This window comes from Microbaculum marinisediminis, assembly GCF_025397915.1.
In the GTDB taxonomy this organism is placed as follows: domain Bacteria; phylum Pseudomonadota; class Alphaproteobacteria; order Rhizobiales; family Tepidamorphaceae; genus Microbaculum; species Microbaculum marinisediminis.
In genome coordinates, this window is the sequence record NZ_JALIDZ010000004.1 from 530,978 (window position 1) to 542,663 (window position 11,686).

12 protein-coding genes are annotated in these 11,686 nt (G+C 67.3%); all 12 read right to left on the reverse strand.

Features of this window, described 5'->3' with window-relative positions; translation table 11 throughout:
- Positions 1–92: 92 nt before the first annotated feature.
- The 12 genes from sucD to MUB46_RS11445 all read right to left on the reverse strand — a co-directional run bounded on the left by sucD (position 93) and on the right by MUB46_RS11445 (position 11,676).
- Positions 93–1,004: a succinate--CoA ligase subunit alpha gene (gene sucD / locus MUB46_RS11390; protein WP_261616019.1), complete on the reverse strand. Its 912-nt coding sequence runs from the start codon at positions 1,002–1,004 to the stop codon at positions 93–95.
- A gap of 59 nt (positions 1,005–1,063) precedes the next feature.
- Positions 1,064–2,257, reverse strand: a complete 1,194-nt coding sequence (gene sucC, locus MUB46_RS11395; protein ID WP_261616020.1) for an ADP-forming succinate--CoA ligase subunit beta — start codon at positions 2,255–2,257, stop codon at positions 1,064–1,066.
- Positions 2,258–2,270: 13 nt separating this feature from the next.
- Positions 2,271–3,242, reverse strand: coding sequence for a malate dehydrogenase (mdh, locus tag MUB46_RS11400; protein ID WP_261616021.1), 972 nt, complete (start codon positions 3,240–3,242; stop codon positions 2,271–2,273).
- Positions 3,243–3,376: 134 nt separating this feature from the next.
- The gene (gene zapE / locus MUB46_RS11405) at positions 3,377–4,534 is read right to left on the reverse strand and encodes a cell division protein ZapE (protein WP_261616022.1); all 1,158 of its coding nucleotides are present in this window, start codon (positions 4,532–4,534) and stop codon (positions 3,377–3,379) included.
- A gap of 55 nt (positions 4,535–4,589) precedes the next feature.
- A complete protein-coding gene (locus tag MUB46_RS11410; RefSeq protein WP_261616023.1) occupies positions 4,590–4,982 on the reverse strand; it encodes a carboxymuconolactone decarboxylase family protein in 393 nt (130 codons plus the stop codon).
- A gap of 53 nt (positions 4,983–5,035) precedes the next feature.
- The gene (locus MUB46_RS11415; RefSeq protein WP_261616024.1) at positions 5,036–5,548 is read right to left on the reverse strand and encodes an RNA pyrophosphohydrolase; all 513 of its coding nucleotides are present in this window, start codon (positions 5,546–5,548) and stop codon (positions 5,036–5,038) included.
- 180 nt (positions 5,549–5,728) lie between these two features.
- Entirely contained in the window at positions 5,729–6,913 is a 1,185-nt protein-coding gene (locus tag MUB46_RS11420) for a divergent polysaccharide deacetylase family protein (protein WP_261616025.1), read from the reverse strand.
- A 174-nt stretch (positions 6,914–7,087) separates the two neighbouring features.
- Positions 7,088–8,416: a S41 family peptidase gene (locus MUB46_RS11425; RefSeq protein WP_261616063.1), complete on the reverse strand. Its 1,329-nt coding sequence runs from the start codon at positions 8,414–8,416 to the stop codon at positions 7,088–7,090.
- Positions 8,413–9,750, reverse strand: coding sequence for a murein hydrolase activator EnvC family protein (locus tag MUB46_RS11430; RefSeq protein WP_261616026.1), 1,338 nt, complete (start codon positions 9,748–9,750; stop codon positions 8,413–8,415). Before MUB46_RS11430 ends, MUB46_RS11425 begins: the two co-directional genes overlap by 4 nt.
- Positions 9,751–9,953: 203 nt before the next feature.
- Entirely contained in the window at positions 9,954–10,421 is a 468-nt protein-coding gene (gene rlmH / locus MUB46_RS11435; protein WP_261616027.1) for a 23S rRNA (pseudouridine(1915)-N(3))-methyltransferase RlmH, read from the reverse strand.
- A gap of 45 nt (positions 10,422–10,466) precedes the next feature.
- Entirely contained in the window at positions 10,467–10,799 is a 333-nt protein-coding gene (gene rsfS / locus MUB46_RS11440; RefSeq protein WP_261616064.1) for a ribosome silencing factor, read from the reverse strand.
- A gap of 208 nt (positions 10,800–11,007) precedes the next feature.
- Positions 11,008–11,676, reverse strand: a complete 669-nt coding sequence (locus tag MUB46_RS11445; protein ID WP_261616028.1) for a nicotinate-nucleotide adenylyltransferase — start codon at positions 11,674–11,676, stop codon at positions 11,008–11,010.
- Between the last annotated feature and the right edge of the window lie 10 nt (positions 11,677–11,686).

Genomic DNA, 11,686 nt, shown 5'->3' on the forward strand with positions numbered 1-11,686 from the left:
ATCGGCGCCCCTTCATCTGACTACGGGACCGCTCTCGCGGTCGACTCAATTGGGTACTGAGCGAACTAAAGCCAACCTTTGTTCTAATTTGGTTAGCCTTTCAACACCTCAACGAGCGTCTTTCCCAGACGGGCCGGCGACGGCGAGACCTGGATGCCGGCCGCTTCCATCGCGGCGATCTTGTCTTCCGCGCCGCCCTTGCCGCCGGAAATGACCGCGCCGGCATGGCCCATGGTGCGGCCGGGAGGTGCGGTGCGGCCGGCGATGAAGCCGACCATCGGCTTCTTACGGCCTGCCTTGGCCTCGTCCCTGAGGAACTGGGCGGCGTCCTCTTCCGACGAACCGCCGATCTCGCCGATCATCACGATCGACTGGGTCTCGGGATCGGCGAGGAACATTTCCAGGACATCGATGAAGTCGGTGCCCTTGACCGGATCGCCGCCGATGCCGACCGCGGTGGTCTGGCCGAGGCCTTCCATCGAGGTCTGGTACACCGCCTCGTAGGTCAGCGTGCCCGAGCGCGAGACGACGCCGACCGAGCCCTTGCGGAAGATCGAGCCCGGCATGATGCCGATCTTGCACTCGTCCGGCGTCAGCACGCCGGGGCAGTTCGGGCCGATCAGGCGGGAGTTAGATTTGTCGAGCTTTGCCTTGACCTTGACCATGTCCATCACCGGGATGCCCTCGGTGATGCAGACGATCAGCGGAATCTCCGCGTCGATCGCCTCTTCGATGGCCGCGCCGGCGCCGGCCGGCGGCACGTAGATGACCGAAGCGTTGGCGCCGGTCGATGCCTTCGCCTCGGCGACGGTCGTGAAGATCGGCAGGGCCTTCTCGGCGCCGTCGACGTGGCCGACCCAGCTTTCACCACCCTTCTTGGGATGAACGCCGGCGACCATCTGGGTGCCGTGATAGGCGAGGGCCTGCTCGGTATGGAAGGTACCGGTCTTGCCGGTCAGGCCCTGGACGATGACCTTGGTATTGCGATCGACGAGAATGGACATGAATTTCCTAACTGAAACGCTCTGGTTGCGTGACCTGGCTCGCTTTCCGCGCCCGCGGCTCAGCCGTTCACGGCCTTCACGATCTTCTGGGCGGCGTCGTCGAGGTCGTCGGCGGCGGTGACGTTCAGGCCGCTTTCGTTGAGGATCTTCTTGCCCTCCTCGACCTTGGTGCCTTCCAGGCGCACGACCAGCGGAACCTCCAGGCCGACATCCTTGATCGCGGCGACGACGCCCTCGGCAATCGTGTCGCAACGCATGATGCCGCCGAAGATGTTGACCAGAATGCCCTTCACGTTCGGATCCGCGGTAATAATCTTGAACGCCGCGGTGACCTTTTCCTTAGAGGCGCCGCCGCCGACATCGAGGAAGTTCGCCGGCTCGGCGCCGTAGAGCTTGATGATGTCCATCGTGGCCATCGCCAGGCCGGCGCCATTGACCATGCAGCCGATGGTGCCGTCGAGGGCGATATAGGCGAGATCGTACTTGGAGGCCTCGATTTCCTTCTCGTCCTCTTCCGTCTCGTCGCGCAGCTCGACGATGTCGGGATGGCGGAACAGGGCGTTGTTGTCGAAGGAGACCTTGGCGTCGAGGACGCGGATGTGGCCGTCCTCCATGACGATCAGCGGATTGATCTCGAGCAGGCTCATGTCCTTGCTCGTGAAGGCCTCGTACAGGATCTTGGCCAACTCGATCATCTCGGAGCGGGCCGGCTCCTGGAGTTCGAGCGTATCCGCCAGCTTGCCGGCATCGGCGTCGGTGACGCCGGCCTGGGGATCGATCGGCAGCGTCAGGATCTTGTCGGGGGTCTCCTCGGCGACGGCCTCGATGTCCATGCCGCCTTCCGTGGACACGACGAAGGCGACCTGGCCGACGGTGCGGTCGACGAGCAGGGAGAGATAGAGTTCGCGGGCGATGTCGGCGCCGGCCTCGATATAGAGCCGGTTGACCTGCTTGCCGGCGGGGCCGGTCTGCTTGGTCACCAGCGTCGAGCCCAGCATCTGCCTGGCGTTCTCGACGACTTCCTCGACCGACCTGGCCAGGCGGACGCCGCCCTTGTCTCCGGCCACCGGCTCCTTGAAGCGGCCCTTGCCGCGGCCGCCGGCGTGGATCTGGGACTTCACGACCCAGAGCGGGCCGCCGAGTTCGGTTGCGGCCTTTTCGGCCTCGTCGGCCGAGTAGATGGCGATGCCGGATGCGACCGGGGCTCCGAATTTCTTCAGAACCGCCTTCGCCTGATATTCATGAATGTTCATTGGTCGGTTAAGCTCACTTGCTCTTGCCGAGGTCGGGGGCGATCTTCTTGCAGGCGTCGACGAGGCCGCGGACGGCTTCGACGGACTTGTCGAACATCGCCTGCTCGCTTCGGTTCAGCTCGATTTCGACGACCCGCTCGACGCCTTTGGCGCCGATCACGACGGGAACGCCGACATAGAGGTCCTTCACGCCGTACTCGTTCTTGAGATAGGCGGCGCAGGGCATGACCCGCTTCTTGTCCTTCAGGTAGGATTCGGCCATGGCGATCCCCGACGCCGCCGGGGCGTAGAAGGCCGAACCCGTCTTCAGAAGGCCGACGATCTCGGCACCGCCGTCGCGGGTGCGCTGGATGATCTCGTCGAGGCGCTTCTTGGTGGTCCAGTTCATCTTGATGAGGTCGGGCAGCGGGATGCCGGCGACCGTCGAGTAGCGGGCTAGCGGCACCATCGTGTCGCCGTGGCCGCCGAGCACGAAGGCGGTGACGTCCTCGACGGAGACGTCGAATTCCTCGGCCAGGAAGTAGCGGAAGCGCGAGGAATCGAGCACGCCGGCCATGCCGACGACCATGTGGCGCGGCAGGCCGGAGGCTTTCTGCAGCGCCCAGACCATGGCGTCCAGCGGGTTGGTGATGCAGATCACGAAGGCGTCCGGGGCGTATTTCTTGATGCCCGTGCCGACCTGTTCCATGACCTTCAGGTTGATGCCCAAGAGATCGTCGCGGCTCATGCCCGGCTTGCGCGGCACGCCGGCGGTGACGATGACCACATCGGCGCCCTTGATCGCCGCGTAGGACTGCGTGCCGGCCAGTTTCGCGTCGAAGCCGTCGACCGGCGAGGACTGCGCCAGATCGAGCGCCTTGCCCTGCGGGGTGCCTTCCGCGATGTCGAAGAGAACGATGTCTCCGAGTTCCTTGAGGCCGGCGAGATGGGCGAGCGTGCCACCGATCTGTCCGGCGCCGATCAAAGCGATCTTGTTGCGCGCCATTGGATAAAATTTCCCAGATTTTGCCTGCGGCGGACCGATCCACGTGCGGGCGGTTGGTCTGTCCGCGCTGTCACTAGCCCGAATGCCCGACCCATTCAAGTGAACCTCTGGCCTAGGTCGGCGATTTGATCGCTTCAGGCGTCGGTATCGGGGCCGAGGCCATTCTCGCGGGCCTCGTAGGCTGCCGTTAGGTAGTCCTCCGAGCGCATTTCGTGAAGTCGCGAGGCGGTGCGCCTGAATTCCGCGGCGCTGTCTCCGCGGGCGTACAGCGCATCGGGCTCGGCATCCGCGGAGACGACGAGCTTGACCTTCTGGTCATAGAGCGTGTCGATCAGGAGGACGAAGCGGCGCGCTTCGTTGCGCTGGGCGGGCCCGAGTTGCGGCACGGCGTCGAGGAAGACCGTATGGAAGGTCGCGGCGATCTTCAGATAGTCGTTGGCGCCGAGCGGGGCTTCGCACAGGTCGGCGAAGGTAAACCGCGCTATGCCGTCGAAGCTTTCCGGTACCGGAACCTGCCGCCCCAGGACTTCCAGCGTCGTCGGCCGACCATGCGCGGCCCCGGTCAGGCGCTTCCAGGTCTCGTCCATGGCGTGGTGGGCATCGTCGTCGGCGGGCGAGAAATAGAGATCCGACGAGCGCAGGCGGCCGAGCCGGTAGTCGGATGTCGCATCGAGGCAGATGACGTCGGTCCGTTCCTTCAGTAATGCGATGAAAGGCAGGAACAGCGCCCGGTTCAGCCCGTCGGCGTAAAGCCCGTCCGGCGCCGCGTTCGAGGTGGTGACGAGCACCACGCCGCGATCGAACAGCCGGGTGAACAGGCGGCCGAGGATCATGGCGTCGGCGATGTCGTCGACATGGAACTCGTCGAGGCAGAGGAGCCGGGTCTCGGCGGCGATCTCGTCGGCGACCGGCCCGATCGGATCGTCTCCCTTGACCGCGCCGGCCTTGGATTTCTGGCGCCAGGCGTGGACGCGGCGGTGCACGTCGGCCATGAAATCGTTGAAATGGGCGCGACGCTTCCGCTTCAGGCCGGTGGCCTCGTAGAACAGGTCGACGAGCATCGTCTTGCCGCGGCCGACCTCGCCGAAGATATAGAGCCCCTTGAGCGGGGCCGCCTTCTGGCGGCGGGCGAACAGCCAGCCGAGATTCGAGCCCTTCTCCGCCAGGCGCCGGTTGACGAGTTCGGTCGACAGGCGCGTCAGGCGCTCGACGATCCGGGCCTGCGCCGGGTCATGGGCGATCTCGCCGGCCTCGACAAGGGCGGCGTATCGCTCGCTGGGCGTCTGCATCATCGGGAGTCTTCGGAGGAAAGGTTACGAGTCCGGGATAAACGGCTGTTTTCGGGGGCTATTTGAATGCCTCGTCGACGGGCACCTGCAGGCCGTTGACGAGCCGGTTGGTCTCGTTGGCCATGCCGACCACGGCGATCAGCTCCATCAGCATCTCGTCGGTCATGCCCTTGGCGCGGGCCGACGCGGTGTGCGAGCGGATGCAGTATTCGCAGTTGTTTGTGGCGGAAACGGCTACGTAGATCATCTCCTTGACCAGCGGGTCGAGGGCGCCGGGGGCCATCACTTCCTTGACGCTTTCCCAGGTGCGCCTGAGCAGGACCGGATCATGGGCGAGCGCGCGCCAGAAATTGTTGACGAAATCGGTGTTGCGGGTCTTGCGGATGTCGTCGAACACGGCGCGCGCCTCGGGCGAGGCGGCGGCGTCATCGAGGATCGGCACGATGGTCATGGCGGTCGGCTCCCTGGTCGGTTCGGTCGGCGAAAGGTCGGACGCCGTCGGCCCTATTTAAGCGCATCGGCGAATTCGGCGACAATGCGACGATAGACGTCGCGTTTGAACGGCACCACCAGCTCGGTCAGCTCTTCGAGCGGCGCCCATTTCCAGGCATTGAACTCGGCCTTGTGGTGGCCGCCGCCGGGCGTGAGGATGTCGATCTCGGACTCCTCGCCGGTGAAGCGCAGCAGATACCATTTCTGCGTCTGGCCGCGGTAGCGCCCCTTCCAGGCCTTGCCCACCAGTTCGGGCGGCAGGTCGTAGCGGATCCAGTCCCGGGATTCGGCGACAAGGCGCACCGAGCGGATGCTGGTTTCCTCGTAGAGCTCCCGGTAGACGGCCTCCAGCGGGTCCTCGCCGTCGTCGATGCCGCCCTGCGGCATCTGCCACCAGGTTCCAGGCCCTTCCGGCTCCTCGGGCCCGTCGGCGCGGTGGCCGATGAAGACCAGCCCGTCGCCGTTGACGACGAGCGCGCCGACGCAGGGGCGGTAGGGAAGGGTTTCCGGGTCGGTTTTCGCCATGGCTGATCCTGTTGGCCGATCCCGCGGGCGGATGCGGGCCTTGACCGGGGTTTTCTCGCGGTCCGCGGCATTCCTACGGTCCGCGATGTTCTTATGGTTCGGGGGATTTCTGACAGCCCGGGGCGATCTGTCAACCGGCGTGTGCCACCGCGGGCGCAGGCGCGGCGCTGGATGTCGCCCTCAGGTCTCGCCGCCGCTTGCCGCCGCGCTGGCGGGGATCAGCACGATGCCCTTGCCCTGGAGCCCGTCGGCCCAGGCGTCGATGGCGTCGATGGCGATCGGAAGGCCGGAGGCGACGCCGACGGCGACACCCTTCTGCCGGGCGATGTCCTCGAGCCGGGCGAGCTGCGCGTCGATATCGGCGCGCGCGGGCACCGCGTCGACGACGATATCGGCCTTCGCGAAGGGCAGGCCGACCTCCGAGGCGATACGCCCGGCGACCGAGCGAGACGACGACCCGTCATCGACATAGATGAGGCCGCGGTCGCGCAGTTCGCCGAGCATCGGGCGCAGCGACTGGTCGGACGCGGTGAAGCGGGCGCCCATGTAGTTGACGATGCCGACATACCCGGTGAAGCGGCTCATCACCCAGTGCAGGCGGTCGCGGTTCTGGTCGACGCTGAGGCCGGTCAGAAGCGTGTGCGGGCCGGGATCGTTGTCGGGATAGTCATAGGGCTCCAGCGGCACCTGCAGCGCGAGCTCGTGCCCGGCCTGGCGGGCCCGGCCGGTCAGGCGATCGGTCTCGTCGCCATAGGGCGCGAAGGCCAGCGTCACCTCGCGCGGCAGCCGGTCGATGGCGGCTTCCGTCGCGGTGGTCGACAGGCCCATACCGCCGATCAGGATGGCGATCCGCGGCCGGTCCTCGCCGATCGTTCCCCTGGCGGCGGAATAGACCTCGGCGGCGCGGCGGCCGTCGCGGTCGATGACCGGCAGAGGCCCGTAGGGGCCGCTTTCGAGAAGGCTGGTGTCGAGCGAGGCCTGCACGGTTCCGCCGGACGCGGGGCTGGCTCCCGGGGATGCGGAGCCTGTGTAGTTGGAGGGTGCGGCAAGCGGATCGGAGATGACGATGTCGGCCGGCGGCTGGCTGTGGCCGCTCGGCAGCGGCTCGGCCTCGCGCGAATCCACGGTCGGCCGGATGCCGAGATCGTCGCCGCTGTCGGCCTGGATCGCGGTGGGATGGTCGAGCGCGACGACCACGACGGGCTCGCCGCCATGCGGATCGTCGACGAAGATCAGCCATCCGACCACGAACAGGGCGAGGGCGCCCGTCAGGACAAGCAGGGAGCCAAGCACGGTGACGCGGCTCAGCCGCTTGCGCCACACCTGCCAGAATCCCCCTGGCGAAGTCAGATCATCCGCCGCCATGATCCATCCGTTGCAACGGTCGCTTTACCCAGGGTCGCTGTACCCCGATCTCGGGTCCCGCCCCGCAGAAGTTCGGGCCGGAAACCGGGATCGGGAATTGGGCCCCGGGGGGGCCTGGAGCCAGGCACCTCGCGGCGGGCCTCTCGCCGCGACGTCGCCTGAAGCCTCAGCCCGTCAGTTGGGCACGCCCGCGCCCGGATCCGGCGGGAACAGGCTGTTGACCTGGACCCCGCGCAACAGGTCGAGCGCGTAGTTCAGTTGCTTGTCCTTTTCCTTCTCCGGCGGGATGTAGGCGGACGACCCGCCCTCTTCCTTGCCGGCTTCCGACTGCAGATGCCCGCGCAGCGACGACTCGCCCTTCGACGTGGTCGCGCCCTTCAGCTCCTCGGGCACCTCCTGCTCGATGATGATATCGGGCTCGATGCCCTTGGCCTGGATCGAGCGGCCGGAGGGGGTGTAGTAGCGCGCGGTGGTGAGCCGGAGCGCGCCGTTGGAGCCCAGCGGGATGATCGTCTGCACCGATCCCTTGCCGAAGGACCGCGTTCCCACGACGGTCGCGCGGCGGTGATCCTGCAGCGCGCCGGCGACGATCTCGGAGGCCGAGGCCGACCCGCCGTTGATCAGCACGATGACCGGCTTGCCCTTGATCAGGTCGCCGGAACGGGCGTTGTAGCGCTGGCTCTCGTCGGTGTTACGGCCGCGGGTCGAGACGATCTCGCCGCGATCGAGGAACGTGTCGGAGACGGCGATGGCCTGGTCGAGCAATCCGCCGGGATTGTTGCGCAGGTCGATGACGAAGCCCTTGAGCTTGTCCGCCGGAATCTCGCCCTCGAGGCTCTCGATGGCGGTCTTCAGGTTTTCGAAGGTCTGCTCGTTGAACTGGGTGATGCGGATATAGCCGACATCGTCCTCGGTGTTGGAGCGCACGGCGCGGATCTGGATGATGTCGCGCACCACCGTGATCTCGACCGGCTCGTCGGCGCCTTCGCGCCGGATCGTCAGCTCGATCGGGGTGTTGACCCGGCCGCGCATCTTCTCGACCGCCTCCGAAAGGGTCAGGCCGAGCACCGCCTCGCCGTCGAGATGGGTGATGAGGTCGCCGGCCATGACGCCGGCGCGGGCGGCCGGCGTGTCGTCGATCGGCGTGACCACCTTGACCAGGCCGTCCTCCATCGTGACCTCGATGCCGAGGCCGCCGAACTCGCCGCGGGTCTGCACCTGCATGTCGCGGTAGTTCTTGGGCGACATGTAGCTGGAATGCGGATCGAGCGCCGCCAGCATGCCGTTGATCGCCGACTCGACGAGCTGCGCGTCGTCGGGCTGCTCGACATAGTCCGCCTTGACGCGTTCGAAGACGTCGCCGAACAGGTTCAACTGGCGATAGGTGTCGGCATTGCCGGCGGCTTCCGCCGCTCCGCTCATGTGCCAAGGCTGCGACACCGCGAAGGTCGCGGCCGCACCCACCATCATTCCCAGCACTAGTATCGTCGTTCTACGCATTATCCGCCTGCTCCCGTGCGGCCTTTCGCCCACCAAGGGGCGGGATCGATGGGGTGCCCATCCTTCCGAAATTCGACATACAGGACCGGCTGGCTTCGTCCGACAGTTATGCTTTCGGCGCTCGCCATCAATAGCCCGGCCATCTGTCCCACTGGTTCACCGGTCAATACGAACTGACCCAGGTCAACCGCGATAGTCTCCATGCCGGCGAGCAATACATGATATCCGTCGCCGGCATTCAGGATCAAGAGTTGCCCGTAGGACCGGAACGGTCCCGCATAAACGACCCAACCGTCGCTCGGCGCGGTCACCTGGGCCCGCGCGCGCGTCGCGATCGAGATGCCGCGCGCCGGACTGCCGATCTCGTCCGGCGTGCCGAAATCGCGCGTCACCGCGCCTGTAACCGGCTTGGGAAGCAGGCCAACCGCCTGCGAAAAGGCGATTGCCGGCTCGAGCCGGGCCGGGTCGCGCAGGGCGCCGCGCGCCTGTTCCGGCGTTGCCCGCGGCCTCGCGGCGGCTTCCCGCTCGCGCCGGGCGACGGCGATCTCGCGGTCGATCGAGGCGATCAATTCTTCGAGATTACGCGCCTCCGCGGCAAGTTCTTTCGCCTTTTCGCGAATCGATCCGAGTTCTTCCTCGCCCTTCGCCACGGACTCCCGCTTGGCCTCCACGAGGGCGGCGATGCGGCGCCGTTCGCCGGCGAGATCACGCGACCGGGCCAGCAAACGCGCCTTTTCGGCGTCGATCTGCCGCTTCAGCCGGCCCATTTCCTCCAGATCCCATGCCAGCGCCTCGGTCTCGATACGGACGCCGGGCAGGACGGCGCCGAGCAGAATCGCCGTGCGCACGGTCTTCAGGGCGTCGGAGGGCTCGACCAGAACCGCCGGCGGCGGCCTGCGGCCCATGCGCTGCAGGGCGCCGAGCAGTTCCGACAGCAGGCCCGAGCGGGCGCGGAACGAGGCGCGCAATTCATCCTCGCGCTGCTCAAGCTCATCGATGCGGTCCTCGACCGCGTCGATGGAGGCCTCGATGTCCTGCACGCGCGCGGCGGTCTCGATCAGCTGCTCGTTGAGCGCGACGCGGTCCTTGCGCAGGGTCTCGATCTCGGCGGCGAGCGCGGCTTCGGCGGCGTGCTGGGACTCGATGTCCCTGCGCAGGGCCTCCAGCGCCTTCTCCTTCTCGACCCGCTTGATATCGGCCGCCTGCTTCTCGGAGGCCACCTGCTCGGCGGCTGGCTGCTCGGCGTTCGCGGCCGGAATCGGGACGCACGTCAGGGCGGCCGTGGCGAGGAACGCCGCGACCGCCGGAACCCGGCGCGTCGAAACACGGAATCGCATGGGGCCGATACTAGGGTCCTGAGCGTTAACGGGTTGATAACCGTATCTTTGCGGCAAGAACGCGGCCGGCGCCAGTTAAGATCCGTCCATGTTCCCGGTCGATCCGCTCCGGGCCGATCCGCTCCGGGCCGATCAGTTCCGGGCCGATAAATTCCGGGCCGGCCATGTTCGCGACAGGCCATGTTCGCGATTGGCCTGGGGGCCTAGGCGCGATGATAGGGGTGGCCGGACAGGATCGTCACCGCCCGGTAGAGCTGTTCGGCGAGCATGGCGCGCACGAGCTGGTGCGGCCAGGTCATCGCGCCGAAGGACAGCAGCAGATCGGCGCCGTTACGCGCCGCCTTGCCGTGGCCGTCCGGGCCGCCGATCAGGAACGCGGTGGCGGGCGCGCCCTGATCGCGCCAGTCGCCGAGGAGGCCGGCGAAGGTCTCGCTCGAGACGGTCTTGCCGCGCTCGTCGAGGACGATGCGCCGCGATCCCGGTTTCATGCGGGCAAGCAGGGCGTCGGCTTCCCAGTCGGCGCTCCTGCCATCGGGAAGCTCGCCGACGGCGAAGCCGCTCAGGCCGATCGTCCGGCCGCCGCCGCGGGCGCGCTCCAGATAGCGCTCGACAAGGGTGTGTTCGCCGCCTCCCGCCTTGAGGCGCCCGACGGCGAGGATATCGATTCTCATGGTGCCGCCGGCGGCGTCAAAACCGCCGGCCCGGTCAGAGGCGCGTCAGATCACCGCCCGTTCGCGCGGGATTTCCGAGGACCACATCTTCTCCAGATTGTAGAAGGCGCGGACTTCGGGGCGGAACAGGTGGACGATGACGTTGCCGGCGTCGATCAGCACCCAGTCGCAGGTCTGGAGGCCCTCGACGGCGGCCTTGCCGTGGCCGGCCTCCTTGAGCGCCCGCAGCACGCGATCGGCCACGGCGCCGACATGCCGGTCCGACCGCCCGGAGGCGACGACCATGGTGTCGGCGATCGACGATTTTCCAACGAGATCGATGGTGACGATGTCTTCGGCCTTGCCGTCTTCCAGCGCGGCCACGATCGTCTCTAGCAGACCGTCCGACGGATCTACCTGCCGGCCAGCCGCAACGGGAGGCGCGCCGCGGACGACGCCCTCAGCGGTGTTCGATGGTGTCAGGGGTTCTACCTCTCGTCATACCATCCGAGATCAGCGGCGGCTCCGCAGGGGCGAAGCACTGCCGTGCCTCTAAGATAAGGCACGTCCCGTGACAATTTCAATAAGCGCGATACTTGGGGGCTTTTCACGTCGATTGCCCCGTTTCCGCCTGGCCGGCGCGCCGGAGCTGGGTGGAGGACAGCGGCGAGCGGCGTCCGTGCAGGAAAACCCAGGCCGGCGGGGCGCGGTCGGCCAGCGTCGCGGCGTCGGATTCGTCGACGCGGTAGCGGGCGAGCCAGTTCGCCGCGCGCCCGGCGATGGCGTGCAGGGTGTTGCCGGGCCGGTCGATCACGGCGATCGGCACCATCCCGGCGATCTCCTGCCAGGCGTGCCAGCGGTGGAAGCTCGGCAGGTTGTCGGCCCCCATCAGCCAGACGAAGCGGAGCGTCGGGCAGCGCTCGGTGAGGAAGCGCAGGGTGTCGCGGGTGCGGCTGACACCGACGTCGGCCTCGAGCGAGGTGACGCGGATGCGCGGATGGCGGGCGATCAGGCCGGCCTCGGCGATGCGCTCGGCCATGGGTCGGAGCGCGGCGGGGTCCTTCAGCGGATTGCCCGGCGTCACCAGCCACCAGACCGCGTCGAGGCGCAGCCGGTGCAGGGCGAGCTCGCTGATCAGCCGGTGGCCGGCATGCGGCGGATTGAACGAGCCGCCGAGCAGGCCGATGCGCTGGCCCGAGCCGTAGGGCGGCAGCGCCGGCCAAACCGGGCTCGTATCGGGCCTGCGCGCCTGGCGCCTGGCGGATTTCCGGTTCACGGGCCTGCCA

Excerpts from the sequence above, each read along its gene's own strand:
- sucD (WP_261616019.1), bottom strand. The coding sequence starts at position 1,004 with ATGTCCATTCTCGTCGATCGCAATACCAAGGTCATCGTCCAGGGCCTG.
- sucC (WP_261616020.1), bottom strand. The coding sequence starts at position 2,257 with ATGAACATTCATGAATATCAGGCGAAGGCGGTTCTGAAGAAATTCGGA.
- mdh (WP_261616021.1), bottom strand. The coding sequence starts at position 3,242 with ATGGCGCGCAACAAGATCGCTTTGATCGGCGCCGGACAGATCGGTGGC.
- zapE (WP_261616022.1), bottom strand. The coding sequence starts at position 4,534 with ATGATGCAGACGCCCAGCGAGCGATACGCCGCCCTTGTCGAGGCCGGC.
- MUB46_RS11410 (WP_261616023.1), bottom strand. The coding sequence starts at position 4,982 with ATGACCATCGTGCCGATCCTCGATGACGCCGCCGCCTCGCCCGAGGCG.
- MUB46_RS11415 (WP_261616024.1), bottom strand. The coding sequence starts at position 5,548 with ATGGCGAAAACCGACCCGGAAACCCTTCCCTACCGCCCCTGCGTCGGC.
- MUB46_RS11420 (WP_261616025.1), bottom strand. The coding sequence starts at position 6,913 with ATGGCGGCGGATGATCTGACTTCGCCAGGGGGATTCTGGCAGGTGTGG.
- MUB46_RS11430 (WP_261616026.1), bottom strand. The coding sequence starts at position 9,750 with ATGCGATTCCGTGTTTCGACGCGCCGGGTTCCGGCGGTCGCGGCGTTC.
- rlmH (WP_261616027.1), bottom strand. The coding sequence starts at position 10,421 with ATGAGAATCGATATCCTCGCCGTCGGGCGCCTCAAGGCGGGAGGCGGC.